Here is a 26,129-nt window from a genome sequence, read left to right as displayed (position 1 = left end):
TTCTATGGCAGTCAGGATTAGGTTAAGGAAATCAGGCAAGTCTTCGAAGAAGAATTATCATTTTAGGATTGTGGTTGCTGATCAGCGAAAAGCGCGGGATGGAAGATTTATCGAGGAAATAGGCTACTATAATCCAGCTAAGAAGCCAGTATTGCTGAAACTTGATATAGCAAGGGCAGATTACTGGTTAAAGTGCGGTGCTGTAGCGAGTGATACTGTAGCCTCGCTGATTAAGAAAGCGAAGAAAGAGAAGCAATAGCAGGTTAGTTTAATTCCCTCTACTGTTTTATTTCAAACAGCGGAGACTATTAAAGGAGAATTATTATGCCAACTCAGCAACCCCCAACATTTATTAGTTTCATTCCTTTTATTTTGATTATGGGTGTTTTTTACTTATTGATTATTCGTCCCCAGCAGTCTCAGCAGAAAAAACATCGTGAAATGCTAAGCCGTTTAAGAAAAAATGATGAGGTCGTGACAGCGGGTGGTATTCACGGTACGATTGTTAACGTAAAGGAGAAGACTTTTATCCTGCGTATAGATGAGAATGTGAGGGTAGAAGTTGATAAGACTGCTGTCTCTTCAGTTAAGAAGATGGCAGACTAATTAAAGAAGGCATTGAGATTATTATGTATAAAAATCTAAATTTAAGAGTAATTATAATCATTATTGTTGTTGTTCTGGCAAGTGCTATGGCGTTTCCACTTGAGAAAAAGATTAATTTAGGCCTTGATCTCAAAGGCGGAATGCATCTTGTCATGCGTGTCGATGATAGCAAGTTGAGCCAAGAGTCTAAGAAGGATGCTGTAGACAGGGCGCTTGAAGTTATCCGCAACCGTATTGATGAATTTGGTGTTAAGGAGCCCACAATTCAGCGTCAAGGTAAAAATGGAATCATTATTCAGTTGCCTGGGATTACAGAGCGGGGTCGGGCAATAGACTTGATTGGTCAAACTGCCTTATTGGAATTTAAATTAGTAAATAATGACCCTAATCTTCTAAAGAAGGCGCTTGCTTCAGAGGTGCCGGATGGCTTTGAGTTTAAGTATCTTGATGAAGAACCGATTTTGGTCGAAAAAAAGGCATCTTTAACTGGAGAGAGTTTAGTAGATGCCACTGTACGTTTTGATCAGACGAGTTTTAATGAACCTATGGTTTCTTTGCAATTCAATTCCAAAGGTGCAAAAGAATTCGCTGAGATCACGAAAAAGAATATTGGTAGGCGTCTAGCAATAATTTTAGATGGGAAAATTAAATCCGCTCCTAGAATCAATGAGGCAATTCCATCAGGCGAAGCTGTAATTACTGGAAGATTCACCCAGAGCGAAGCGAAGGATTTGGCAATAGTGCTGCGGGTTGGAGCCTTACCCGCACCTTTATATATAGAAGAGGAAAGAACAATAGGTCCGCTTCTTGGACAGGATTCAATTAAGGCAGGCATAAATGCAACCATCATGGGAGCTGTTTTTGTCTTTTTGTTCATGCTTGTTTATTACATGGTTGCTGGTCTTATTGCAAATTTAGCGCTTTTGCTTAATCTGCTTATAATTTTTGCGGGATTAAGTATGTTTGGCTTTACGCTTACATTGCCTGGTATTGCAGGTATAGTTTTGACTCTGGGTATGGCGGTTGATGCAAATGTACTTATTAATGAACGCATCAAAGAGGAGTTGGCATTAGGCAGAAGCCTGCCCGGGGCAATCGCAAATGGTTACAGGAAGGCGCTTGGTGCAATAATAGATTCCAATGTGACTACTATCATTGCCGCCACCTTGCTTGTTCTGTTTGGAACAGGTCCCATACGTGGATTTGCCATAACCTTGAGCATTGGTCTTTTGGCCAGCTTGTTTACAGCTGTGATAGTAACCAGAACCATATTTGAATTATTGCTTAAATTTAGAATTCTTAAAAATTTACCCATGCTTCAACTCTTTCGAAAGACAAATGTAGATTTCCTAAAGATTCATTTAGTTTTCTTTATATCTTCTTTATTAGTTATAGTGATTGGTTTGGGTTCTTTCCTGATGAAAGGTAATGAGGCATTTGGTATTGATTTTGCTGGCGGTCAATTGCAGGAGTATAGATTCAAGGAAGTGCCTTCAATTGATAACATACGCTCAAGCTTAAAGGAAATAAATTTAGGCCATGCGATATTGCAGCAATTTAAAAGCAATCCAAAACAGATTGCTGTACGCACAAAAGAAGAATCCTTAGAGATAGTTTCGGAAAAATTCAAAGAGAGTTTTCCTGATAATCAATTCGAGATTGTAAAAGTAGAAAAGGTCGGGCCGCTTGCAGGAGGTCTTTTAAAATCAAAGGCAATCAAGGCGATCATATTCTCTTTGGCAGGGATCCTATTGTATATAGGATTTAGATTTAGACACTTTGATTTTGCCTTTGCGGGTATAATTGCTCTCTTGCATGATATTCTCATTGCCCTTGGTTTGACAGTGATGTCAGGTCGTTCTATTGATCTATTAATCGTTACTGCGTTCTTGACTATAGCAGGTTATTCGATTAATGATACTATTGTTATTTTTGACAGGATACGCGAGGTATCCAGGACATCTCGTAAGATTACCTTGAAAGAAATCATAAACCTAAGCGTGAATCAAACCCTTTCGCGTACTATTCTTACAACAGTATTAACGCTTATTGTAGTTGTCTCGCTCTTTTTATTTGGCGGGGAAGTTTTGAATAATTTTGCATTTTGCCTGTTAGTAGGTTTCGTATCCGGGACCTATTCTACAATATTTATTGCCTCTCCTTTAGTGCTCATTTTGAGCAAAAGGGCTTCACGAAAAAGATTTCACTCTTAATCAATTTTTAGGAAATATGTTTAAGACACTCAAGATCTACCTTAATCAAGAGATTGCCAAAGGCGCACTCCTGGATGAATTCTCGAAATTTGGCTATTCGCATCAAGCCAAGATTCAAGAGGAGGGAGACTTTAGTCATCGAGGCTCAATAATCGATATCTTTCCTTTTACATTTGAATACCCTCTGCGCATAGAGCTGGATATAGACAAAATAGCCTCTATCAAAAGTTTTGATGTGCAAAGTCAGCGTATGCTCTGGGATCATCAAATGGTTATTATACTTGCCTTTAGGCGCAAGTCTTACTTCTCTTTGGGTTCTCTTACTAATGCAAGGGGAGATAGCGTATATATCGCAAGCGGAGGCGAAGAAGTCCCTGTTGATAATTTCCTTGATTTATCTTTTGATGATTACGTTGTTCATACCTACTATGGTATTGGAAAATTTGTTGGGATAAAAAAGTTAGAGCATGAAGGAAAACTGAAAGATCATTTAGCTATCCGTTATTCCAGAGGGGATATGCTTTATGTTCCGATGGCAGATATCCATCTTGTTTCGCGTTATGTTGCCTTTGAAGGCGCTCGCCCTAAATTATCTAATCTTGGATCAGGTGATTGGCAGAAGATCAAAGAGAGAACCAAAAAGGCCGTAAAGTTCATAGCATTAGATTTGCTGAATCTACAGGCTGCGCGATCTACCTTAAGTGGCTTTAGATTCTCTCAGGATACTGATTGGCAGAGAGAGTTTGAAGCCAGTTTCTCTTTTACTGAAACACCTGATCAGAGAAAGGCCCTAGATGATGTAAAAAAGGACATGGAATCTGATAGGCCTATGGATAGGTTGCTCTGTGGAGATGTTGGTTATGGAAAGACTGAAGTTGCGATGCGTGCTGCCTTTAAGGCAGTCATGGATAATAAGCAAGTAGCTATTTTGGTTCCAACGACTATTTTAGCCACCCAGCACTATTACAATTTTAGCAAGAGGCACTCTTATTTCCCGATCAATGTGGCAATGATATCGCGATTCAATACAAAAAAAGAGAATCTTGAGATTATTGAATCTGTCAAAAAAGGCAAGATTGATATATTGATTGGTACACACCGCATGCTCAGCTCCGATATTGATTTTAAGGACCTAGGTTTGATTATAATCGATGAAGAACAGCGTTTTGGAGTAAGGGCAAAGGAAAAATTAAAAAGGATTAGGTTACTTGCTGATATTTTAACTCTCACAGCAACACCTATTCCTCGCACACTTTATATGTCGCTTACAGGATTAAAAGATATATCTGCGATAAATACACCTCCTAAGATGAGACTAGCTGTAAAAACTGCTGTAGCTGAATATGATGAGCGTATTATAACTCAGGCAATAACTAGAGAGGTAAAACGAGGTGGTCAGATTTATTTTGTCCATAACCGTATTGAGGATATCCAAAAGCTATATCTTAGATTAAAATCAATCTTAAAGGAAAAGGTGCGTCTTGGTGTGGCTCACGGCAGGATGGCTTCGCGTGACCTAGAGCAGGTAACGCTTTTATTCCTAAAGCATAAAATAGATTGCCTTATATCAACAACGATTATTGAATCTGGGATAGACATACCTAATGCAAATACACTTATTCTGGATAATGCTGAAAATTTCGGCCTTTCTGACTTACACCAGCTGCGCGGCAGGGTAGGCAGGTTCAACAGACAGGCATATGCCTATTTTCTTGTATCAGGTGTTACAGATTTAAACGAAGATGCCAAAAAACGCCTAAAGGCCATAGAAGAATATTCGCAGCTAGGCTCTGGGTTTCGTATAGCGCTTGAGGATCTGGAAATCAGAGGCGCGGGTAACCTCCTGGGAAAGGAACAGCACGGTTATATTATGGCAGTAGGTTTTGATCTTTATGCTCGTCTCCTACGTTCAGCTGTAAGTAGATTGTACGGCCAAGAAGAAAACAGGAAAAAGCTTTCTATTAGCCATGTTTAATATTAGAAGTTGTGCGAAGTTTTTAATCATTGCCTGTCTCCTTTTAGCGTCGAGTATATTTTGTCTATCGCAGGAGATAGACGGCGACAAGATAGTTGCTGTTGTCAACGATATGATAGTTACACAAAGTGAGGTACAAGACTTCATTAATTTTTCCTATATCCAACTTTCTTCTAGGTTTTCGGGTGAAGAGTTAGAGAAAGAGCTTTCCTATATTGCGGATAAGGCGTTGTTGAAGATCATTGAAGATAAATTAATCTTGCAGGAGGCAGTTAAGGAAAAAATAGAAGTTTCTGAGCGTGTTATTGAAAATAGACTTGAGGATATAAAGTCGACATTCCCAACAGAGGCAGATTTTCAAAGCTCATTATTTTCTCAAAATTTGTCTTTGAGTGACATCAAGAAGCATTTTAGAGAGCAGGAGTTAATGCGAGCTATCGTAGATCGAAAAATAAGGTCAAAGATTCAGGTTAGTCCTTCTGAGATAACTGATTTTTATATGCAATACCCTGAAAAACTCGCAATACTTCAAGGCCTAGAGGTCAGCTTTGTCTTTTTTCTAGATAAATCCGAGGCAGAGCGTTCTTTGCAGAAAATCAAAAATGGTAAAAATTTCAATCTGCTTTTTTCTGGCCATGAGAATTACCAGGCGCTTTTTGAAATAAGAAAGGGTATGTTAGATGCCAAGGTGGAGGCTAATGTTTTCAAGCTTTCACCGGGTGAGATTTCAGATGTTATCGAGCTTAATAACAGATTTTATATTTTTAAGATTTTAAAATTTTTACCACCAAAAGATCTAACATTACCTGAGGCGCAAGATTCAATATATAAGATTATATTTAATGAAAAATTCAACCTTGAGTTCATGTCTTGGTTGGATAAACTAAAAAATGAGGCTTACATAGTTATTAAATAAAGGCCTCATTCCTTGCCTTGATAAAACATGGAAAGAAGAATCGGCCTAACCTTAGGAGATCCTGCAGGTATAGGTGCGGAGATTATCTTAAAGGCATTAAGCAGGCTGTCTAAGCAGGAGCGGCAATTACTGCTTATTATTGGCAGCCGTTTTGTTTTAGAGAAGGTTGGTCTGAATTTAAATAAAATTAAATATGATCTGGTGGATCTGGACAATGTTAAGAAGAGGAACTTCTCTTTCGGTAAGACAAATTTAGACTGCGCTAAGGCATCTTTAGAGTATCTAGATAAGGCGCATCGACTCATAAAGGCAGGTGAGATTTACGGTATTGTAACTTGCCCTGTCAGTAAAAGGTCAATCAACTTAGTAAGGGATGATTTCTATGGCCAGACAGAGTATCTAGGAGGACTTGATAGCGCCAAGATTGTAAGGATGATGCTTTTGGCTTCGAAATTAAGATTTAGTCTTTGCACAACGCATATTCCGCTTAAAGAGGTAAGTAAAAGATTAAGCATAGAAAATATCTACAAGACAATTTGTTTGACGGCCTTAGAATTAGAAAGATTTTTTAAGATAAAGATGCCCAAAATTGGAATATGCGGCCTTAATCCTCACCTGGGTGAGGCAGGGTTGTTAGGTAGAGAAGAGATAGATTTCATTAAGCCCGCAATTTTAAAATCCCAAAAAATATTAAAAAATATCAAGGTATTTGGCCCACATCTTTTAGAAGGCATTGTTTTAAAAATGCGAGAGGGCCAGCTAGACGCTGCTATTTGTTTTTATCATGATCAGGCAATGCTTCCTTTGAAGCTTTTGTATCAGGAAACAGGCATAAATCTAACGCTGGGACTTTCTTTTGTCAGGACATCACCCTTACATGGTACGGCATTTGATATTGCCGGCAAAGATAAGGCAAATCCTAATTCCCTGCTAGATGCTATTAGGTTGACATTGAGATTGGTAGCTAATGCAAAAGATTCGTCCAAAAAAATCCCTAGGTCAGAATTTCCTTATTGATAATAACATTGTATCTAAGATAGTTTCTGCATCTTTGATTAATAAGTCTGATAAGGTTATTGAGATAGGTCCTGGCACTGGTCTTTTGACTGAAAAATTACTTGATACTGGCGCTGACGTAACAGCTGTTGAGATAGATAAGAGATTTGATCCTATCTTAAGGGAAAAATTCGCAACGAGAGCAAATTTTCGTCTGGTCAATGCTGACATCCTAAAGTTCAATTTAGGAGATTTACATCTTAAGACTAAAGTTACTTTAATAGGAAATTTGCCATTTTGCATATCCAGTCAGATTATTGCAAGATTCTTGCCTGAGTCAGAAAGAATCAAGTTTTTTTTCCTTACCATACAAAAGGAATTGGCAGAGAGGTTAATGTGTCCGAGTGGCAGGCGAAATTCAAGTGCCTTTAGTCTTTTTGTACATTTTTTCTCAAGACCGGAAGTGCTTTTTAAAATAAAGAGAACATGTTTTTGGCCTGTGCCTAAGGTAGATGCTTCATTCTTGAGGCTCCTGCCGCGTGAGTCTAAGGAGTTTGAAGGCGTCAACACTCGATTGCTTTTTAGAATTATAAGAATTGCCTTCAATCAGCGCCGAAAGACTTTATTTAATACATTGAAAAAGGAATATGGCGCAGATAGAATTATGCTCTCCTTGCAATCTTGTGGCATTGAGGCCAAAACAAGACCTGAGGCAGTAAGTTTAGAGGGATTTATAAGCTTAAGTAAGGCCTTGGACAGATAGAGAGCGATAAGCGGGGTTTACTTTTTAGTTTATTTCTGTTATCATAAAAACATTAAGAAAGAGAGGCTAATTTGTTTTTAAAGAAAGAGTTACGACATTTAGGCGATCTGGCTAGGATAGAGTTTTCAGATAGCGACCTTGAAAAATACGGCCGTGAACTTGACTCTATATTAGACTATATTCAACAATTGAAAGAGGTAGATGTTGAAAGGATTAAGCCTACCTCTCATGTTATGTGTCTTTCTAATGTTTTCAGGCAAGATGTTGTGAAGCCCTCGATTGAAATCGATGAAGTTTTAAAACATTGTCCTGACAGAAAGGATAAATTCTTTCGCGTACCAAAGATTATTGAAGAGATCGAGAATTTTTAAATTAGTTCAATAAGTCATGGATTCTAAAGATCCCCTTGAAAAAGAAAAGTTGTATGAGTTGACGGCCAGCGGGCTATTATCAGCATACGAGAGAGGCCAGACTAATAGCTCTAATGTTCTGTCATGTTTCTCAAAAAGAATAAAACAGGTTGACCCTAAGGTTAAGGCCTTTGTTAAGGTTATTGATAAGCCGCAACAGGAGAATGAAACAGGCAGGCTTAGCGGCATACCTGTTGCAGTAAAAGATAACATCTGTATTAAAGGCATAGAGACAACCTGTTGTTCTAAAATACTGAAAGGCTTCTTTCCTCCTTATAATGCCACGGTTATTGAAAAACTTAAAAAAGAAGGAGCAATAATAATAGCCAAGACCAATATGGATGAATTTGCCTTTGGTTCATCTACAGAGAATTCTTGTTTTGGCCTGACAAGGAATCCTTGGGATCTGGAATGCGTAAGTGGAGGCTCAAGCGGCGGCTCAGCAGCAGCGGTTGCAAGTGGCCAAGTACCTTTGGCCTTGGGTTCTGATACAGGCGGTTCGATCCGTCAACCTGCTAGTTTTTGCGGCGTCGTGGGTATGAAGCCTACATATGGCAGGGTGTCTCGTTATGGCCTAGTTGCCTTTGGTTCAAGCCTTGATCAGATTGGTCCTTTTGCAAGGGATGTGAGTGATCTAGCTCTACTTTTGTCTGTAATCTCTGGTTATGATGATAAGGATTCTACAAGTGTAGATGTAGAAGTACCTGATTATAGCAAGTTTCTTGTTAACGATATCAGAGGTTTAAAGATTGGAATACCCAAGGAGTATTTTGCTGGCTCAGATGGAATTGCGCCTGAAGTAAAGAAAGCTATCGAGCAGGCAAAAGAGACATTTGAAGGCTTAGGTGCAAAGGTCTTTGATATTTCACTTGCCCATACAAAATATGCAGTAAGTGTGTATTATATAGTAGCAACTGCAGAAGCAAGTTCTAATCTGGCCAGGTTTGACGGAGTTCAATATGGCCATAGAAGCAATAACTCTTCTGCTGTTAAGTCTCAAATCATAGATATGTATAAACGCACTCGCAGTGAAGGCTTTGGGAACGAGGCCAAGCGCAGGATTATGTTGGGTACATTTGTACTGTCTAGCGGATATTATGATGCCTATTATTTAAGGGCTCAGAAAGTGAGAACGATTATTAGGGATGAGATCCATAATGCCCTTAAAACTTGTGATTGCATAATTGCTCCTACTAGTCCCACGACAGCATTTAAAATAGGTGAGAGGATAGATGATCCGTTGAAGATGTATTTATCTGATATCTATACAATATCTGCTAATCTTGCAGGCGTGCCAGCTATCTCTTTGCCTTGTGGTTTTGATTCAGGGAATCTACCGATTGGATTACAAATTATGGGAGCGCCATTTGAGGAAGGTAAGATTTTGCGCACAGCCTATACTTATGAACAGAATACCCCTTGGCATAAAAAGAGGCCGAATATTTAATAAAATGGAATTAGAACCAGTCATAGGATTAGAAGTTCATTTGCAACTTGCAACTGAGACTAAGTTATTTTGTTCCTGTCAGGTAAAGTTCGCTGCAGAGGCTAATAGTAAAGTCTGTCCTGTCTGCCTTGGTTTACCGGGGAGCCTGCCTGTTATTAATAGAAAGGCAATTGAATATGCGGTCAAGGTGGCCTTGGCCTTGGACTGCACTATTGGCGATCAGGTTAAATTTGATAGAAAGAATTATTATTATCCTGACCTGCCAAAAAATTATCAGATTTCTCAATACGATATGCCACTTTCTTATGAAGGTCATATTCTGATAAATAGCGAGAATAAAGATAAGCGCATACGAATACGGCGCGTACACATTGAAGAAGATGCCGGAAAATTAATTCATGAAAAGGAATATAGTCTTATCGATTATAACCGAACCGGCATACCTCTTTTGGAAATTGTGACTGAACCTGATATCAGCTCTCCTGATGAAGCCTACAAGTATTTAGTCACCTTAAAGACCTTGCTTAAATATTTGGCTGTTTCAGACTGTGATATGGAAAAGGGCTCTTTGCGTTGTGATGCCAATATCTCTTTACGCGTTAAAGGCGAAGAAGTCCTAGGAACCAAGACAGAATTAAAAAATATGAATTCTTTTAAAGCAGTGAAGGCTGCCTTAGAGGTAGAGGTAAAAAGACAAGGCAGGCTTCTTGATGAAGGTAAGTCCGTAATTCAGGAGACCCTTCTCTGGGATGAGGAGAAAAGAACAACCATTCCAATGCGCAGCAAGGAAGAGGCAAGTGATTATCGATATTTTCCCGAACCAGACCTTGTTCCTTTTGCCATTGAAAAGAAGTCTCTTAAGGAAATTAGAAGTAGCCTGCCAGAGTTACCAAGAGAGAAGACCAAGAGAATAAGGCAGGCGTATAAACTCTCTGAAGAAGAAGCGCAATTTTTAGTGACAGAACAAGACATGGTAGAGTTTTTTGAAGATTGCAATAAATTATTTAAGGATTCAAAATCTATACTAAACTGGATTAGAGGTCCTCTGTTATATGAGATTAACCAGAGGAATAAGACTATATCCGAACTTTTCATTAAGCCAGAGGATTTCATAAAACTGATTAAGCTTCTAAAGACTGATGCACTTAGTAACCTCACTGCAAAATCTGTATTGACATTAATGATAGATAGGAAAAAAGGCCCGGATGAGGTTATCAATGAGGAAGATCTTGTTCAGGTTTCTGATGAGGCCAGCCTTATAAAATTGGCGCAAGAGGTAATCCTCGAAAACAAGGAGTCAGTTGAAAATTTTCTTTCAGGCAAGGTCAAGGCCTTGATGTTTTTAGTCGGTCAGGTAATGAGAAAAAGTAAAGGAAAGGCAAACCCTAAGAAGGTGAAGGAACTTTTGGAAAGAAAGTTAAAGGAGGATAAAAAAGATGCGTAGACGGATATCGATAGGTATTATTAGCGTAGTTACTTTAGGTTTGGTTTTAGGCGGGATATATATGTTGAGCGCAGAACAGTTGAAGAAAGAGAATATATATCCGCAGTTGGAATTATTCTCTGGTGCTTTAAGTATTATTCACAATGGTTATGTTGAGGATGTAACAACTCATGATCTTATTTATGGTGCTTTAAAAGGCATGCTTACCTCCCTAGATCCGCACAGTCAGTTTCTTGATCCAGATGAATTTAAAGAATTAAAGGTTGAGACCGAGGGGCAATTTGGCGGTTTAGGAATTGAAATAACAATTAAAGATAACCTACTGACAATTATTACTCCTATTGAAGATACTCCGGCCTGGAAGGCGGGTATTATGGCAGGGGATAGAATTGTCAAGATTGAAGGCGAGCTTACTCGTAACATTACACTTTCGGAAGCAGTAAAGAAACTGCGCGGTAAACCTGGAACAGAGGTCGCACTGACAATCTTGCGTGAATCAGAAAGCAGAATTCTAGAGATAAAGATCGTTCGCGATATTATCAAAATCAAAGACATAAAGAAGGCAGTTATTCTAGAGGATGGAATTGGTTATATTCGTTTAATAGAATTTCGAGAAAATAGCGCAAAGGAATTTAAGGCTGCCCTGAAGCGCCTGCAGGATGAGGGTATGCAGGCTCTGATTTTAGATGTGAGATTTAATCCGGGTGGACTTTTAAATGTCGCTATTGATATTACCTCTTCCTTTCTTCCCAATGATACATTAGTCGTTTCAACTCAAGGCAGAAACCCTGCATCCAGATTTGAATTTAAATCACGAGTTAAAGATCCACTCTTGGATATACCAATGGTGGTTTTGATTAATGAAGGAAGCGCATCAGGTTCAGAAATTCTTGCGGGTGCCTTACAGGATTATAATCGTGCCCTGATATTGGGAACAAAAAGTTTTGGAAAGGGTTCTGTACAGACCGTGTTGCCTATGAATGATGGTTCTGCCTTGCGGCTTACGACAAGTAAGTATTTTACGCCATCTGAGCGTTCAATACACAATGTTGGAATCGAGCCAGATATTGAAGTTAAGGCTCAGTTTATTTCTGAGGCAGCGGCCGAAGAGGATACAGAAGACGTCTTTAAGAAATTAGAGAATGAGAAAAAGAAACCAGAAAAAGACAGCAAGGAAGAGAATATTAACAAAGATGATGATTTTTATTTGAGAGATTCACAGCTATTAAGGGCGTTAGATCTTTTAAAGGCAATAAAGGTCTATAATAAGGTTCAAAAAATTGGCTAAAAAGTCAACAGGCAACTCAAATCCATTAGTAATAGTTCTTCTCTGTATTGTCCTGGTTCAGTTTGGCATAATAATCTCTTTGCTAGTTAAGCAAAAGAAAGAGGCTATACCGATTGAGCCTTTAGAGTTAGTTGAGGAGTCTTATCCTGAAATCGAGATAGAAAAAGAGGTCTTGGCTAAAGTGGCCTTGGTGATTGATGATTGGGGCTATAACAGGAGAAATATTCCCTATTTAGAAAAGCTAGATGTCCCATTGACCTTGTCAATATTGCCTTCTCTTATCTATAGTAAGGAAATCGCAAGTTTTGCTAAAGGACATATGCGTGAGGCAATCTTGCATTTACCGCTTGAGCCTCGTTCCCTTCCAGAAGGTGCCGAACTTGAACCCGATACTATACTTACTACAATGGGCAAAGATGAGATATTTAAGATTCTCAATAAAGATTTAAAGTCCCTGCCTATGGTTGTTGGCGTCTCAAATCACATGGGATCTAAGGCGACTGCCTCTGAGCCGCTTATGAGAATAATATTTGAAGAATTAGCCAGAAGAAATCTGTTTTTTCTAGACAGCTTGGTTATTTCTCGCCCTGTAAGTAGAAAAATCGCAAAGGATTTAGGCGTAGGCTATATTACACGTGATATCTTTCTTGACAATGAGCAAGATTATGAATATATTTCTAATCAATTTGAAAAATTGATTAGATTGGCTAAGAAAAAAGGTAAGGCAGTCGGCATTGGTCATGATCGTAAACTTACTTTAAGGGTTCTGGATGATAAAATATCTCAATTAGATTCTGGAAAACAGCAAATAGAATTTGTCTTGCTTTCTGAGTTAGTGGAATAAGTCGATATGAATGTCTTAGGTATTGAGACCTCCTGTGATGAGACTGCGGCTTCTGTTGTCAGAGATGGCAAGAAGGTTTTATCCAATGTTATATCCTCTACACTTTTTTTACATAAGAAGTATGGAGGCGTAGTACCTGAGATTGCAGCAAGGGGACATCTAGAGGCAATAGCATTTGTTTCTCAGGAAGCTATAAAAGAGGCAAAAGTAGACCTTGAAGATATAGGTCTTATTGCCGTAACAAAGCAGCCGGGTCTACCAGGGGCATTACTGGTTGGTTTAAGTTTTGCGCGTGCCTTAAGTTTTTCTCTAGGAAAGGATTTAATAGAAGTAGACCATACTCAGGCACATCTTTATTCTCCTTTTTTGGATGCAAGGCTTAATAGAAAAAAACCTAAATTTCCCTTAGTGGCCTTGGTGGTTTCAGGCGGTCATACGCGTATATTTTATTGTAAGGGCTTTAGGAAGATTCAATTGTTAGGTCAAACTCGCGATGATGCTGCGGGTGAGGCATTTGATAAGGTTGCTAAAATTCTAGGACTTTCTTTTCCGGGCGGTCCTGAAATCGATAAGTTAGCTAAGGCTGTTTCAAGGCCAAGATTGCATTTTAATTGCGCCCGGCTACCTAATAGTTTTGATTTTAGTTTCAGTGGAATCAAAACAGCAGTTCTTTATTTCGTACAGGACTGGCAAAGAAAAAACCCTTCTTGCAAGTTGCCATTTTCTCTTAAGGCAGAGATTGCCGCAGCGTTTCAGGAGGCAGTAGTTAATGTCTTGGTAGATAAAACAATTGCGGCCTGTAAGGCTAGAAATGTGAAAGATTTAATAATTGGAGGAGGCGTAGCAGCAAACTCTCTACTGCGAGAAAATATCTTACAATCTTCTCTTAAGGAAAAGATCAGAGTGAGTTTTTCTGATTTAGAGTTTTGTCAGGATAATGCGGCAATGATTGCAGGGTTGGCATATCATCTGAGGAAGTAAATGAGCTTATCTTTAATAAAACAAGAGAGGTAATCATGCTTTTGACAGAGCAGGTAATATTGCGTCTTATTTTGGCTGCAGTTTTGGGGGGGTTCATTGGTCTTGAACGTGAGATCAAAAAAAGGAGTGCAGGACTTAGGACTCATATTCTTGTTTGTGTGGGTGCTAGTTTGATAATGTTGACATCCGCGTATGTTTTTGATATATATAAAGATATAGCTAATGTAGATCCTTCGCGCATTGTAGCCGGCGTTGTCACTGGAATTGGCTTTTTAGGCGCAGGTGCAATTATTCGCGGCGGAGATACTGTGCATGGTCTTACCACTGCTGCGACCTTGTGGATTGTGGCTGCTATTGGCATAGCCGTAGGCTGTGGTTTTTATCTGGCGGCACTTGTTACTACATTATTAGTTCTTATTGTCTTATGGGCAATAAGAGGCGTTGAGGTTCATCTTAGTAAGCATCAAAATAAATAGATAAAGCGAGGATATAATTTAACGAGTCTAAATTATTGTCTCATTAAAGGAGGGCTGATACATGGCCATGAGATCAAGAAGGGAGGAACCAGAAAAGTTTCTTGATGTAGATGCAGCAATGAGTGGGACATTAACATTCAAAGATCCAGTTAATTTACGTATAAACGGTAAGTTTGAAGGCACGCTGGAGACAAAAGGCTATCTCCAAATCGGGCCAAAGGCAGATGTAGATGCCCATATTATCGGAGAAAACATTGCTGTTGCTGGCAGGGTAAAAGGAGATATTGTCTCTAAGGAGAGATTAGTTTTAGAGTCAACAGCAGAGGTCAAAGGCGAGATCAAAACAGCCAAACTTATTGTTATGGAAGGGGCAATCTTTGAAGGCGAATGCCGCATGTTAGAAGACATATTCGGACCAGATGATTTGGCAAGATACCTAGAGATTGATTTGAATTCTGTTATGGAGTGGGCCAATTCTGGAAAGGTGCCTGCTTTCAAGGATGGAGATAATTGGCGCTTTGAAAGAAAGAAGATTGATAAATGGATAGCATCAGGGAAACTAAAGCAGTAAGATCAGGAAAATTTAACGATGGCGAAAGAAAAATTATTAACTGTGCGTGAAGCGGCAGCCTATTTTGGTATCTCTGAGAAGGCGGTTGTTGATTTGTCTGAACAAGGGACAATTCCGGCTTATAAGATCGGTGGAGTATATTTGCGATTTAAGGAAGATCAGCTGAAGCAGGTTAAGATCACGCCGCGTGTCTTAACGCATATTCGCAAAAGCAGCGTTGACGTTGATGCTTCTTTGGGTTACCGTAATCTAATCGAGAGGATTAACGACTTCCTTTATTTCAATGATTTTTATTTTCTTTGTTTCTTTATTTGCCTTACGCTTCTTTTGGTTGTTTTTAGCTGAAATACTTTCCTGAATCTTTTGATAAATTTCTTTTTATATTCCCAAGTGAGAATCGTTTTTCCCCTTCTTAAAATAAGTAAATTCTAAAAAAGGAGTCTGCGTTATGGGGTTAGCAGGATTAGAGATTTATAAGTTACTACCAAAGACAAATTGCAGGAAGTGTAATTTTCCCACTTGCCTTGCTTTTGCATTGGCGCTGGCTAAGAAAACCACAGACATCACCAAGTGTCCCTTTTTGACTGACGAGGCTAAGGCTGCCCTGGAGTCGTCTTCTCAACCGCCAGTAAAATTAATTACTATCGGCAAGGAAGAGGATGCCTTAAGTGTTGGTAATGAGACTGTGCTGTTCCGCCATGAAGAAAAGTTTCATCATCCCACGGGGATTGGACTCATAATAGAAGATAATACTCCCCAAGCAGAGCTGTCTGAATTCGTTAAATTTTTGAAAGGTCTAGAGTTTGAAAGGGTAGGCCAGGAGTTAAAGCTGGATTTAATTGCAATAAAGGATACTTCAGGAGATATACAGACCTTTTCAAATTGCGTGAAGTTTGTTAAGGAAAATAGTAAGCTAAATCTTGTATTTATTTCCAAGAATCCTGAAATTATCAAAGCTGCAATTGAGATTTGTAAGGATGAACAACCGCTAATTTTTGGGGCAGATGAAAATAATCATGCTCAATTCGCTGAGATTGCAAATAATGCTAAAGCACCTTTAGTTGTCTCTGCTTCTAGCCTTGACGATCTCCATGAACTTGTTAAAAAGCTCAAGCAGAGGACTTGTGAGGATTTAGTATTGCATGTGGAAAATAATAGCCTAGCAGCCCAGATTGAAGGCCTTACTCAAATCCGCCGTCTTGCTTTAAAGAAGACATTTCGCCCTTTTGGTTTTCCTACAATTAGCGTTATTAAAGCCGGAGAGTCTGTGTTTGATGTTTTGAATGCTGGTGCGCTTATGGCTAAGTATGCATCAATCATTTTATTGGAAAAGGCATCAGTGCCTGCAATACTTTCATTGCTTACGTTGCGCCAGAATATTTATTCTGATCCGCAGAGACCTTTGCAGGTTGAACCAAAGATATATCCGATTGGTTCGCCAACAAATGAGTCTCCACTACTGGTAACTACTAATTTTTCACTTACTTATTATACAGTTCTTTCAGAAGTGGAATCGAGCAAGATTTCCTCTTACATACTAAGCGTGGATACAGAAGGCATGTCAGTTCTAACTGCCTGGGCAGCGGAGAAGTTTACTCCTGAGAAAATAACACAGTCTATGCAAAAGGCCTCTACAGAGCAATTGGTGAATCACAAGATAGTTATTATACCCGGTTATGTTGCTGTTATGAGCGGAGATTTAGAAGAACAGAGCGGCTGGAAGGTTATGGTTGGTCCGCGAGAGGCATCCGGGATTAGCGCATTTTTGAAGAATTTTAATAACTAAGTATAGGCACAAGGAAATGGAAGAAGTTAAGGTTAGATTTTTGCCAGATAAAATAACGATAAACGTGCCCAAGGGTAAGACTATCCTTGATGCTGCGGTTTCTGCAGGTGTCTATCTGCATTCAAGCTGCGGTGGAGAAGGCGTTTGTGGCCGCTGTAAGGTTATCGTAAAAAAAGGCAATGTTCAGTCTGCAGCTTCCGGAAGGATTAAAAAAGAAGAAAGGCAAAAAGGTTATTGCCTGGCATGCCTTTCAGTCATTAAAAGTGATATTACGGTAGAGATACCTGTTGAGTCTCGCCTTGAATCTGAGTTGGTTTCCGAAGAAGAGGCCTATGCCCAGCGATTAAAAGGGGTTTACAGCAAGGCCGAGGATATTGACAAGGCCCATTTATTTGTTAGAGAGGATATTTTTGCTCATTCACCTTTGGCCACAAAATTATCGCTTAAGTTAGAGCCACCAGATCTGCAAGATAAGGTAAGTGATTTAGAGAGGTTGTACAGAGAAATAAGAAAACGAGAAGATTTAAAGATTATGCAGGCAGGCCTTACCAATATCAGAAGATTAGGTATGATATTACGTTCGGCAAACTGGCATGTTACAGTAACACTGGGTAAGCGGGGAGGCACGACAGAGGTGGTTCTCATCCAACCCGGAGACACTTCTGATAAAAACTATGGTTTTGCTTTTGACATCGGCACAACAACTGTATCCGGCCAATTAGTTGATCTTAACACAAAAAAGATCTTAGGCACAAAGGCCTCTTATAACCGGCAGGCCAGTTTTGGTACAGATATAATTTCGCGCATAATCTTTGCCCAAAAGTCTGAAGGCCTAGAAAGGCTTCATCATGCTGTCATTGATGTAATGAATGATATGATACGCCAGCTAACTTTTGAAAATGATATTGATTTAAACAACGTTACCTGTTGTCTCTGTGCTGGTAATCCAACAATGATGCATTTGCTTTTAAGGATTGATCCCACATACATAAGGCGGGAGCCTTATATTCCTACTGCAAATTTTGTGCCTGTAATTAGGGCTTCTGAGGCAGGCATAAAGATAAACCCGCGTGGCTTATTAGCCACTGTACCTTCGATCGCAAGCTATGTGGGTGGAGATATAGTTTCTGGGATTTTAGCTTGCGGCATAGATAAAAGTAAAGATCTGTCACTTTTGATTGATGTTGGCACTAACGGCGAGATTGTTTTAGGTAATAAAGATTGGTTGGTTGCTTGTGCAGCCAGCGCTGGTCCGGCATTTGAAGGTAGTGGTGTATCTTGCGGTATGAGGGCAACCAAAGGTGCTATCGAGAGAGTATCCATCAACAAAAAGACTCATAATGTGAAATGTTCTACCATACTTGGCGGTAAGCCTCTCGGTATCTGCGGCTCAGGCTACATTGATTTACTTGCAGAAATGCTATCTAGCGGCATCATTGATAGTTCAGGCAGTATAATCGAAAAAAAGGCCCCAGGTTTAATAAAGTCAACCCAGACAGGGAAGTCTTTTATCGTTGTGGACAAGAAAAAATCTGCTACAGGTAATGATATTATAATTACGGAAGGAGATATAGATAATTTAAAGCGCTCAAAGGCAGCCATATTTGCTGCTTCAAGCACCTTAGTCAGACATATGGGCTTTGAAATGAGCGCAATAAAGAAAATATTTATTGCAGGAGGTTTTGGTACGTATCTGGATATAAAAAAGGCAATTACCATAGGTTTGTTGCCAGACCTTAAACTAGAAAGATTTGAATTTGTAGGAAACAGTTCTTTAGCCGGGGCAAGGGCGATTTTACTATCGAGCCAGGCCTTGAATCAGGCTGAGGAACTTGCCAGAAAAGTAACCTATTTTGAACTTTCTGTTGAAGATACATATATGGATGAATATATGGCAGCTTTGTTTTTTCCTCATACAGATAGGAGTAAGTTTCCCAGTTTTAAATTATAAACAAGATTGATAAAGGGCTTATGGCGTTTACCATTGCTGTTGCTGGAAAAGGCGGCACAGGAAAAACTACTATAGCGGCAGTTATATTAAAAATAATTATTGCCGATAAATTAGGTTCAGCCTTGGCAATTGATGCTGATCCGAACAGTAATCTGGGTGAAGTATTAGGTATAACTGCAGGCACTTCTATAGGCGAATTGATTGATTCTGTAGCTAAAAATCCTCAATCAGTACCCCCCGGTATGACCAAAAAGGATTTCCTGGAACTAGAGATCGAACATTCGCTTGTTGAAAATAGCGGTTTTGATTTATTGAGCATGGGAAGACCTGAGGGGCCCGGGTGTTACTGCTATGCTAATAATCTCCTCAGGGATACAATTGGAAGAATTATAAATCAGTATAATTTCTGCGTTATTGATAATGAGGCAGGCATGGAACATTTATCCCGCCGAACTACAAGGGCAGCTGATTATTTTATTTTAGTAAGTGATGCAACAGTAGTTGGCATGCATTCAGCTGCCAGGATTAAAAAATTGGCTGATGAGTTGGAATTTAAGTTTGATAAGACATTTCTTTTAATTAACAGGGCAAGGGATAACCTAGTTTTGTCTGAGGAGCTGACTCAAGTTCATTTTGATAAGATTTATCAATTACCCTTTGATGATGAAGTGCTTGATTTAAGTATTAAAGGTGAATCTGTTTTTAAGCTTAGTAAGGAATCAAGGCTTTTAAAAAAAATGGAGGCGTTTAAGAGAGATCATGGCTTTAGAGCTAATTAAAGAAACTTGGTCAAGCAGCATTAATACGGTTACTATCGGAGCCACAAAACAAGAAGGAGGCAGCCGGGGTTCTACGATTACAGTGGGAGGCGAAACCGGCCTGTCCTTTCTGCATCAGGAGACAAAGATGCCGCATCAGCCCCAGCTGGTTTTTGAGATCTGGGATATTGAACCAGACTGGCCAGATAGTTTAAAGGCCCAGTATGATGCAGGTATCCTGAAAAACACACTAGAATGGGCTAAGGTCTGCAAAGAAAAGTTTCAGGCTAAGGGCTTGGCCTTGCGTTTAGCTGGCATTCATCCTGATAATGGAAACAAACCAGCTGATAGCATTGTAAAATTAGTTCAGGATTTATTAAAGACCGTGGACTTACCATTAATTATCTTAGGTTGTAACGATGAGGTTAAAGATAACGAGGTCTTGCCAAAGATCTCTGAGGCTACAAAGGGAGAGCGGTTATTATTTGGCGAGGCAGTCCAGGATAATTATAAGACCTTAGTTGTTTCGCTTTTGGCTGACGGTCACAGCATTATTGCCCAATCACCCATTGATATCAATATTGCTAAACAGCTTAATATCTTGATTTCGGATATGGGATTCCCGGCTGAGCGTATTGTAATTAATCCAACTGTAGGCGCCCTTGGATATGGCTTAGAATATGCTTATTCGATTATGGAGCGTGCAAGATTAGCTGCTTTAGCCGGCGATACAATGCTTGCCATGCCTTTTGTTTGTTTAGTTGGTCAGGAGGCCTGGAGGGCAAAAGAGGCAAAGGCAACCAGCGATGAGGTTCCTGAATGGGGATCTCAAACAGAACGCGGCCTGCTCTGGGAGGCATTGACTGCCTCTACTTTTTTACAGGCTGGAGCAGACCTTTTGGTTATGCGCCATCCTCAGGCAGTTAAATCAGTTCAAGAATTTGTTGACAAACTTATGGAGAAATAGGGCTATGTTTATAATTGGTGAATTAATCAACGGAATGTATAAAAACGTGCAAGAGGCACTTTCGAAAAAGGATGAGCAGGCTATTATTAATTTGGCTAAACAGCAAGAGGCAGAAGGCGCTAATGCCCTTGATGTTAACTGCGGACCGTTATCCAAGGATCCGGTTAGTGATATGAAGTGGTTAGTGAGCGCTATTCAGAAGGGCTCTAATTTGCCGCTTGCCATTGATAGTACTAAGCCAAATGTTATTCAGGCAGGTCTTGAGCTCATAAAGGGTAAGGCGATTATTAATTCCACAAGCGCAGACCCAGAGCGTCTTGAAATTTATGTAAACATGGCCAAGAAGTACAATGCCTCTTTAATTGCCCTTACAATGGACAAAAAAGGAGTACCGCAAGATAAGGACAGGCGTTTAGAATTGGCAGCACAGATACTAGCCTTTGCACAAGAGAAAGATTTTAATATTAATAACATATATCTAGATCCAATAGTTTTACCGGTCAATGTTGCTCAACCCCAGCTTAAAATGATTTTAGAGGTTTTGCATGAATTTAAGGTGATTTCCGATCCTGCTCCCAAGACAGTTGTGGGTTTAAGTAATGTTAGCCAGGGTAGCTGCCAGAGGAATATTATAAACAGGGTTTTTCTAACTATGGCAATTGGTTACGGCCTGGATGCAGCTATCGTTGATCCTTTAGATAAGGAACTCATGGATGCAGTAATAACCTCTGATCTACTGCTCAATAAACATATATACTGCGATTCCTTCTTGAGCGCATACCGGAAGAAGTAAATATAGCCAACAATGGCGGGGTAGCTCAGCCTGATAGAGCAGTCGGCTCATACCCGATTGGCCGAGAGTTTAAATCTCTCCCCCGCCACCAAAATAAAAAACAGGGCTTGTATTCCATTAGGACATATGGTATAATTTTGTTAGGTATAATAATAGGACATATGTCCTATTATTATTTTAAATAAAGATGAAAAAGGTTATTATTGAAGATAGGCAGAAATTAAGGCGAATCTTAGAAGAGACCAGGATGTCTCGGTCTCAATTGGCTAAGCTTGTTGAAGTCAGCTATAAGACAGTTTATCGCTGGCTGGATAAGGGTATTAACCCACATCCTGGCCAATCCCGAAGAATCGATGAATTATTTAAGGAACACATTGATTTAAGGGAGTTGGTTGTAAAATTAAAGCATGATTTAAGCCAGCCTATAAAAATTCTAAGGAATAATAAGGCCTTGAAGGAAAGGTTTTTTCTGGAGATGACCTATCATTCCAATGCAATTGAGGGAAGTCGCATGAGCCTTAAAGAGACAGAAACCGCGATTAAGGGAGGAAAGGTAAGGGGAAAAGAGCTTTTTGAGGTCTTAGAGGCAGTAAATCATAATAACGCTTTAAATTTTCTGCTGGATGCAATAAAGCCAAGCTTTAAGATTAATGAAGACTACATATTAAAGCTTCATTCAATAGTTATGTATAATTTTAACGATAAACTTCCCGGAAAATACAGAACAGGATTTGTTAATCTTATTAATACAGAAAAAGCGCTTCCATCCGCGCAAATGGTTCCTGTGAGGATGAAAAAGTTTGTGTCCAAGGTCAATAAATATGGCAAGGATGTTATTGGTAAGGTAGCAAGTGACCATTACGAATTTGAAAGTATCCATCCTTTTTTTGATGGTAATGGAAGGGTGGGAAGGTTGATTCTTATTACGCAGTTATTATCCAAGGGTTATCCACCTGCGATTATAAAGATAGAAGATCGTTATAAATACTACTTTGCTTTGGGCAGAGGCGATATGGGAGAATTCTCCAATTTAGTCCAGATGATTTGTGATAGTATAATCAAAGGTTATAATTTCTTAAGATATGATGTTAAATAAAGTCAGGACAACAATAAAGAGATTTAAAATGTTTAAAAAGCAGGATAAGGTCCTGGTTGGGGTATCGGGCGGTCCGGATTCTGTTGCTCTTATTTACGTATTGAATTCTTTAAAAAAAGAACTCAAAATAACTTTGTATATTGCCCATCTAAATCATATGTTGCGCAGGAGTGAGGCTGAGCGCGATATGGAATTTGTAAAACAAATCGCAAAAAAATTAAATATTCCCTGTTATTGTAAAAGTGTTAATGTCGTCTCTTTTAGGAAAAAAGGTTCTTTGGAGGAGGTTAGCCGTAATACGCGTCATAAATTTTTCAGAGATATTGCTAGGAAATATTCTCTTAATAAGATTGCCCTGGGTCATAATAGAGATGATCAGGCAGAGACGGTGCTGATGCGCATTATCCGCGGTAGCGGACTTTATGGGCTGGGGGCAATCCGTCCTGTTAGATTGATTGGGGAATTGTTCTTTGTCAGGCCGTTAATTGAGATTTTAAGGAAGGATATAGATTCTTATCTTAAGCGTATAAAAGTTAAGGCCTGCCTTGATGCCTCTAATCTAGACCCTAAATTCTTTAGAAATAGAATTCGCAATAGACTTATTCCGTTTTTGGAATCTGATTTTAATAAAAGTACTCGTTTGTCTTTGGCAAATCTTTCTGAGGTTATCTCTTTTGATTATGAATATCTAACTGATGTTGCCAGAAGACAGATGAAGCGGGTTCTTATTTCTAACAGAGGAAAGAGACTTTCTTTGGATTTAAAAAAGTTATCTAAATTACATATCTCTATGCAGAGAATGGTACTGCGTTTATGCATAGAGAGAATTCTAGGCACAACTCGTAAGTTTGATTATCGGCATTGGCGCGAGATTGAGGATTTGCTTCTTAATAGAATAGAAGGCTCAATTGTGGATTTACCAAAGAGTCTTTCAGTCAGAAAAGACAAAGACAGACTAAGGCTATATACAAGAAAGTATTGATTTTTATTCTTAATGGTATATAATTATTAATTTGAGGCAGTTATGGACATTTTACCACAGAAAAAATTAAAGAGACAGATGAAGAAAGAAGGAAAGCCAGAAAAAAAGAGTCCATTTTTTAATCCGGTTTTTTTCTGGATTATGTTTTTCCTATTACTCTTTTATATTTCAGCAAAGATCCCGCTTGCTATAACTAATGCTCCCCAGGCTTTAACCTACAGCCAGTTTTATGAAACTCTAAAGGATAATGCACAAACGCGTAAGATTAAAAGTTTAGTCTTAACGCTTGAGGAGAGCAGGATTCAAGGTCAATTTTCAGATGGCTTACAGTTTTCTCTATTTATTCCAGAACAGGATGAAAGCCTTATCCCTCTTATTCGTGAGAATGTAAGTGATTTTGAAGTAAAACCGTCCCGGACATTATTAGCAAATATTTTTTATTCCTTGGGGCCAATGATTCTTTTTATACTTTTCTTGTGGTATTTTGCTTATCGCGGGAATCAGATGGGTAGTCGTCTTTGGTCTTTTGGAAAGGTTAAGGCAAAGCCAGCCCCGGATTTAAAAAATAATAAGACTACGTTTAATGATGTTGCTGGCGTTGATGAGGCTGAAGAGGAACTGACAGAGATTATTGAATTCCTTAAAGACCCTAAGAAATTTCAGAAGTTAGGCGGTAAGATTCCTAAAGGAGTTTTGCTTGTTGGTCCTCCGGGATGCGGAAAAACACTTTTGGCCAAGGCTGTAGCGGGGGAAGCTAGTGCTCCTTTCTTTTCAATAAGCGGTTCTGATTTTGTTGAGATGTTTGTTGGTGTGGGGGCTAGCAGGGTCAGGGACCTCTTTGAACAAGGAAGAGCTGCAGCAAAGATGGGTGGAAAAGGATGTATTATTTTTATTGACGAGATTGATGCTGTGGGACGTTTACGTTTTTCAGGTATTGGCGGTGGCCATGACGAACGCGAGCAAACACTTAATGCCTTACTTGTAGAAATGGATGGATTTTCTCCCCAGGAAGGTTTGATTCTTGTTGCAGCAACTAATCGTCCTGATACCTTAGATCCGGCCTTGCTTAGACCAGGAAGATTTGATCGACAGATTGTAATTGATCGGCCTGATATAAAAGGAAGAAACGCGATTCTCAAGATTCATGTTCGTAACATTAAACTAGATGAAAGTGTTAATTTAGATTCTATAGCGCGTCAGACGCCGGGTTTTTCAGGCGCAGATTTAGCTAATCTATGTAATGAGGCAGCTTTATTGGCAGCGCGCAGGAATAAAGATAAGGTGAATATGCCAGAGCTGCAGGAGTCCATAGAGAGGGTTATTGCCGGGCCGCAGAGAAAGAGCCGTGTGATTTCAAAGAAGGAAAAGGAGATTGTTGCTTATCATGAGGCTGGGCATGCCCTTTTATCGCTTTTGACTCCTGATGTTGACCCCTTGCACAAGGTTTCGATTATTCCGCGCGGCACAGCAGCCTTAGGATATACGATGCAGCTTCCCCTGCAGGATAGATATATCATGACAAAATCTGAACTTTTGGCGAGGATGACTGTTCTTTTGGGAGGTCGCTGTAGCGAAGAGATGGCATTTGGTGAAATCACCACTGGTGCGGAAAATGATTTAGAGGTTGCCACAGCACTTGCCAGGCGCATGGTTTGTGAATTCGGTATGAGTGATAAACTTGGCCATATTACATTTGGACGCAGAAAAGGATTGCTATTTTTAGGCAAGGATTTGACTGAGGAACGTAATTATTCTGAGGATACTGCAAAAGAAATTGATAAAGAGATAAAAAAGTTTGTAGAAGATAGATATAATGTTGCAAAGGAGACATTAGAAAAAAATAAAGATAAGTTAAAGCTTCTAGCCTCGACATTGCTTGAGAAGGAAGTCTTGGAAGTTGAGGAGGTTAAGAAGTTGCTCGGAATCTTTGCGAAGGATACTAAGGAAGAATCTTCTAGTAAAAAGAATTAGATGTCAGTTGCAAGAAGACATTTTTCTCTGCCGGCTGGGAAATTTAAGCTAGCGCTTGGCTCGCGCACCCTGGTGATGGGCATTATCAATCTAACTAGGGATTCCTTTAGCCAGGATGGTTTGTTTAAATCTGGACTTAAACGTTCTTTGGTAATTGATAGAGCCTTGCGGCTTGCCAGGAAAATGGTTAATGATGGCGCAGATATAATTGATATTGGCGCAGAATCAACGCGTCCAGGAGCAAGGCCAGTATCAGTTAAGGAAGAGTTGGCAAGAATTGTTCCGGTGGTAAAAAGGATCAGCGCATCTTTGAAAATTCCAGTATCCGTAGATACATACAAAAGTGAGGTTGCAGAAGCTGCACTTGACTCTGGAGCTGTAATTATAAATAATATCATGGGGGCAAATCCGGATTACAATAAAAGAATAGCCAAGATTTGTGCAAAGAAAGCTGCAAGTTTAGTCCTGATGCATATAAGAGGAACTCCTAATGACATGCAGAGATTTACAAAATATAGGTCATTAATTCCCGATATTATAAGATATTTAAAGAAAGCTATTGAGTGTGCTCAAGAGGCAGGCCTAGGATTTAAGCGTCTTATTATTGATCCGGGAATTGGTTTTGCAAAGACAACCCAGCAGAATTTAGAGATCTTAAATTGCTTAGGAGAATTTAGAGTTTTAAAAAGACCTATTCTTATTGGCACGTCCCGTAAATCATTTATCGGCAAGGTGCTAGACGTTGCCGAGACAGAGCGTATTTTTGGCACAGCTGCTTCAGTTGCCTTAGCAATAAGTGCTGGTGCACACATAGTGCGGGTGCACGATGTGAGAGAAATGGCGCAGGTTGCGCGCTTGAGTGATTCTATCTTGAATTCAAAAATTTTAAATTAGT

The 26,129-nt window shown here is 39.4% G+C and carries 25 protein-coding genes and 1 tRNA gene; all 26 read left to right on the top strand.

All coding sequences use genetic code 11. The annotated features are described in order from the left end of the window. Positions 1-4 precede the first annotated feature (4 nt). The 26 genes from rpsP (at position 5) to folP (ending at position 26,128) form a co-directional block, all read left to right on the top strand. Positions 5-259 carry a 30S ribosomal protein S16 gene (rpsP, locus tag KJ593_05715; GenBank protein ID MBU2541376.1) on the top strand — a complete coding sequence of 85 codons (255 nt, stop codon included), beginning with the start codon at positions 5-7 and terminating at the stop codon, positions 257-259. 65 nt (positions 260-324) lie between these two features. Next, positions 325-606, top strand: coding sequence for a preprotein translocase subunit YajC (gene yajC, locus KJ593_05710; protein MBU2541375.1), 282 nt, complete (start codon positions 325-327; stop codon positions 604-606). Between the two features lie 23 nt (positions 607-629). Next, entirely contained in the window at positions 630-2,819 is a 2,190-nt protein-coding gene (gene secD / locus KJ593_05705) for a protein translocase subunit SecD (protein MBU2541374.1), read from the top strand. A gap of 16 nt (positions 2,820-2,835) precedes the next feature. Continuing rightward, positions 2,836-4,794 carry a transcription-repair coupling factor gene (gene mfd, locus KJ593_05700; protein MBU2541373.1) on the top strand — a complete coding sequence of 653 codons (1,959 nt, stop codon included), beginning with the start codon at positions 2,836-2,838 and terminating at the stop codon, positions 4,792-4,794. Further along, complete coding sequence (locus KJ593_05695) at positions 4,787-5,710, top strand: peptidyl-prolyl cis-trans isomerase (protein ID MBU2541372.1); 924 nt, start codon at positions 4,787-4,789, stop codon at positions 5,708-5,710. Before mfd ends, KJ593_05695 begins: the two co-directional genes overlap by 8 nt. Positions 5,711-5,737: 27 nt before the next feature. Beyond that, the gene (pdxA, locus tag KJ593_05690; GenBank protein ID MBU2541371.1) at positions 5,738-6,727 is read left to right on the top strand and encodes a 4-hydroxythreonine-4-phosphate dehydrogenase PdxA; all 990 of its coding nucleotides are present in this window, start codon (positions 5,738-5,740) and stop codon (positions 6,725-6,727) included. Next, positions 6,678-7,469, top strand: coding sequence for a ribosomal RNA small subunit methyltransferase A (gene rsmA / locus KJ593_05685; GenBank protein MBU2541370.1), 792 nt, complete (start codon positions 6,678-6,680; stop codon positions 7,467-7,469). Before pdxA ends, rsmA begins: the two co-directional genes overlap by 50 nt. A 71-nt stretch (positions 7,470-7,540) precedes the next feature. Beyond that, the gene (gatC, locus tag KJ593_05680; GenBank protein ID MBU2541369.1) at positions 7,541-7,840 is read left to right on the top strand and encodes an Asp-tRNA(Asn)/Glu-tRNA(Gln) amidotransferase subunit GatC; all 300 of its coding nucleotides are present in this window, start codon (positions 7,541-7,543) and stop codon (positions 7,838-7,840) included. A 16-nt stretch (positions 7,841-7,856) separates the two neighbouring features. Then, positions 7,857-9,326 (top strand): Asp-tRNA(Asn)/Glu-tRNA(Gln) amidotransferase subunit GatA, encoded by a 1,470-nt coding sequence (gene gatA, locus KJ593_05675; GenBank protein MBU2541368.1) that lies wholly within the window; start codon positions 7,857-7,859, stop codon positions 9,324-9,326. 4 nt (positions 9,327-9,330) lie between these two features. Then, positions 9,331-10,770 (top strand): Asp-tRNA(Asn)/Glu-tRNA(Gln) amidotransferase subunit GatB, encoded by a 1,440-nt coding sequence (gene gatB, locus KJ593_05670; GenBank protein ID MBU2541367.1) that lies wholly within the window; start codon positions 9,331-9,333, stop codon positions 10,768-10,770. Beyond that, positions 10,763-12,058, top strand: coding sequence for a S41 family peptidase (locus tag KJ593_05665; GenBank protein ID MBU2541366.1), 1,296 nt, complete (start codon positions 10,763-10,765; stop codon positions 12,056-12,058). The genes gatB and KJ593_05665 overlap by 8 nt, the downstream gene beginning before the upstream one ends. Further along, positions 12,051-12,902 carry a divergent polysaccharide deacetylase family protein gene (locus tag KJ593_05660; GenBank protein ID MBU2541365.1) on the top strand — a complete coding sequence of 284 codons (852 nt, stop codon included), beginning with the start codon at positions 12,051-12,053 and terminating at the stop codon, positions 12,900-12,902. Before KJ593_05665 ends, KJ593_05660 begins: the two co-directional genes overlap by 8 nt. Positions 12,903-12,908: 6 nt before the next feature. Beyond that, a complete protein-coding gene (tsaD, locus tag KJ593_05655; GenBank protein MBU2541364.1) occupies positions 12,909-13,883 on the top strand; it encodes a tRNA (adenosine(37)-N6)-threonylcarbamoyltransferase complex transferase subunit TsaD in 975 nt (324 codons plus the stop codon). A gap of 35 nt (positions 13,884-13,918) precedes the next feature. Then, entirely contained in the window at positions 13,919-14,359 is a 441-nt protein-coding gene (locus KJ593_05650; GenBank protein ID MBU2541363.1) for an MgtC/SapB family protein, read from the top strand. Between the two features lie 67 nt (positions 14,360-14,426). Then, positions 14,427-14,930: a polymer-forming cytoskeletal protein gene (locus tag KJ593_05645; GenBank protein MBU2541362.1), complete on the top strand. Its 504-nt coding sequence runs from the start codon at positions 14,427-14,429 to the stop codon at positions 14,928-14,930. A gap of 18 nt (positions 14,931-14,948) precedes the next feature. Continuing rightward, complete coding sequence (locus KJ593_05640) at positions 14,949-15,275, top strand: helix-turn-helix domain-containing protein (protein MBU2541361.1); 327 nt, start codon at positions 14,949-14,951, stop codon at positions 15,273-15,275. A 103-nt stretch (positions 15,276-15,378) separates the two neighbouring features. Continuing rightward, positions 15,379-16,716 carry an acetyl-CoA decarbonylase/synthase complex subunit gamma gene (locus KJ593_05635; protein ID MBU2541360.1) on the top strand — a complete coding sequence of 446 codons (1,338 nt, stop codon included), beginning with the start codon at positions 15,379-15,381 and terminating at the stop codon, positions 16,714-16,716. A 16-nt stretch (positions 16,717-16,732) separates the two neighbouring features. Next, positions 16,733-18,667 carry a DUF4445 domain-containing protein gene (locus tag KJ593_05630; protein ID MBU2541359.1) on the top strand — a complete coding sequence of 645 codons (1,935 nt, stop codon included), beginning with the start codon at positions 16,733-16,735 and terminating at the stop codon, positions 18,665-18,667. A 20-nt stretch (positions 18,668-18,687) separates the two neighbouring features. Further along, the gene (locus KJ593_05625; GenBank protein ID MBU2541358.1) at positions 18,688-19,446 is read left to right on the top strand and encodes an AAA family ATPase; all 759 of its coding nucleotides are present in this window, start codon (positions 18,688-18,690) and stop codon (positions 19,444-19,446) included. Then, positions 19,427-20,392: an acetyl-CoA decarbonylase/synthase complex subunit delta gene (locus KJ593_05620; protein MBU2541357.1), complete on the top strand. Its 966-nt coding sequence runs from the start codon at positions 19,427-19,429 to the stop codon at positions 20,390-20,392. Before KJ593_05625 ends, KJ593_05620 begins: the two co-directional genes overlap by 20 nt. Positions 20,393-20,396: 4 nt before the next feature. Beyond that, positions 20,397-21,185, top strand: a complete 789-nt coding sequence (locus tag KJ593_05615) for a dihydropteroate synthase (GenBank protein MBU2541356.1) — start codon at positions 20,397-20,399, stop codon at positions 21,183-21,185. Positions 21,186-21,199: 14 nt separating this feature from the next. After that, positions 21,200-21,276, top strand: a tRNA-Ile gene (locus KJ593_05610). 96 nt (positions 21,277-21,372) lie between these two features. Next, a complete protein-coding gene (locus KJ593_05605) occupies positions 21,373-22,281 on the top strand; it encodes a Fic family protein (GenBank protein MBU2541355.1) in 909 nt (302 codons plus the stop codon). A 28-nt stretch (positions 22,282-22,309) separates the two neighbouring features. Further along, on the top strand, positions 22,310-23,263 hold the full coding sequence (gene tilS, locus KJ593_05600) for a tRNA lysidine(34) synthetase TilS (GenBank protein ID MBU2541354.1): 954 nt from the start codon (positions 22,310-22,312) through the stop codon (positions 23,261-23,263). A gap of 141 nt (positions 23,264-23,404) precedes the next feature. Next, positions 23,405-25,234: an ATP-dependent zinc metalloprotease FtsH gene (gene ftsH / locus KJ593_05595; GenBank protein MBU2541353.1), complete on the top strand. Its 1,830-nt coding sequence runs from the start codon at positions 23,405-23,407 to the stop codon at positions 25,232-25,234. Then, positions 25,235-26,128, top strand: coding sequence for a dihydropteroate synthase (gene folP, locus KJ593_05590; GenBank protein ID MBU2541352.1), 894 nt, complete (start codon positions 25,235-25,237; stop codon positions 26,126-26,128). The last annotated feature ends 1 nt before the right edge of the window (position 26,129 follow it).

The organism is Candidatus Omnitrophota bacterium (assembly GCA_018830005.1).
Lineage (GTDB): Bacteria > Omnitrophota > Gorgyraeia > JAHJTE01 > JAHJTE01 > JAHJTE01.
The sequence above is the reverse complement of the archived record's forward strand: the minus strand, read 5'-3'. Positions and strand labels throughout refer to the sequence as shown.

Bases quoted from the DNA above. Each gene is read 5' to 3' on its own strand.
- KJ593_05695 (MBU2541372.1), top strand. From the start codon at position 4,787: ATGTTTAATATTAGAAGTTGTGCGAAGTTTTTAATCATTGCCTGTCTC.
- folP (MBU2541352.1), top strand. From the start codon at position 25,235: ATGTCAGTTGCAAGAAGACATTTTTCTCTGCCGGCTGGGAAATTTAAG.
- ftsH (MBU2541353.1), top strand. From the start codon at position 23,405: ATGTTTTTCCTATTACTCTTTTATATTTCAGCAAAGATCCCGCTTGCT.
- KJ593_05625 (MBU2541358.1), top strand. From the start codon at position 18,688: ATGGCGTTTACCATTGCTGTTGCTGGAAAAGGCGGCACAGGAAAAACT.
- KJ593_05630 (MBU2541359.1), top strand. From the start codon at position 16,733: ATGGAAGAAGTTAAGGTTAGATTTTTGCCAGATAAAATAACGATAAAC.
- KJ593_05615 (MBU2541356.1), top strand. From the start codon at position 20,397: ATGTTTATAATTGGTGAATTAATCAACGGAATGTATAAAAACGTGCAA.
- KJ593_05635 (MBU2541360.1), top strand. From the start codon at position 15,379: ATGGGGTTAGCAGGATTAGAGATTTATAAGTTACTACCAAAGACAAAT.
- tsaD (MBU2541364.1), top strand. From the start codon at position 12,909: ATGAATGTCTTAGGTATTGAGACCTCCTGTGATGAGACTGCGGCTTCT.
- tilS (MBU2541354.1), top strand. From the start codon at position 22,310: ATGTTTAAAAAGCAGGATAAGGTCCTGGTTGGGGTATCGGGCGGTCCG.
- KJ593_05605 (MBU2541355.1), top strand. From the start codon at position 21,373: ATGAAAAAGGTTATTATTGAAGATAGGCAGAAATTAAGGCGAATCTTA.
- KJ593_05665 (MBU2541366.1), top strand. From the start codon at position 10,763: ATGCGTAGACGGATATCGATAGGTATTATTAGCGTAGTTACTTTAGGT.
- secD (MBU2541374.1), top strand. From the start codon at position 630: ATGTATAAAAATCTAAATTTAAGAGTAATTATAATCATTATTGTTGTT.
- gatB (MBU2541367.1), top strand. From the start codon at position 9,331: ATGGAATTAGAACCAGTCATAGGATTAGAAGTTCATTTGCAACTTGCA.
- yajC (MBU2541375.1), top strand. From the start codon at position 325: ATGCCAACTCAGCAACCCCCAACATTTATTAGTTTCATTCCTTTTATT.
- KJ593_05645 (MBU2541362.1), top strand. From the start codon at position 14,427: ATGAGATCAAGAAGGGAGGAACCAGAAAAGTTTCTTGATGTAGATGCA.
- pdxA (MBU2541371.1), top strand. From the start codon at position 5,738: ATGGAAAGAAGAATCGGCCTAACCTTAGGAGATCCTGCAGGTATAGGT.
- mfd (MBU2541373.1), top strand. From the start codon at position 2,836: ATGTTTAAGACACTCAAGATCTACCTTAATCAAGAGATTGCCAAAGGC.
- KJ593_05640 (MBU2541361.1), top strand. From the start codon at position 14,949: ATGGCGAAAGAAAAATTATTAACTGTGCGTGAAGCGGCAGCCTATTTT.
- KJ593_05650 (MBU2541363.1), top strand. From the start codon at position 13,919: ATGCTTTTGACAGAGCAGGTAATATTGCGTCTTATTTTGGCTGCAGTT.
- rsmA (MBU2541370.1), top strand. From the start codon at position 6,678: ATGCAAAAGATTCGTCCAAAAAAATCCCTAGGTCAGAATTTCCTTATT.
- gatA (MBU2541368.1), top strand. From the start codon at position 7,857: ATGGATTCTAAAGATCCCCTTGAAAAAGAAAAGTTGTATGAGTTGACG.
- rpsP (MBU2541376.1), top strand. From the start codon at position 5: ATGGCAGTCAGGATTAGGTTAAGGAAATCAGGCAAGTCTTCGAAGAAG.
- KJ593_05620 (MBU2541357.1), top strand. From the start codon at position 19,427: ATGGCTTTAGAGCTAATTAAAGAAACTTGGTCAAGCAGCATTAATACG.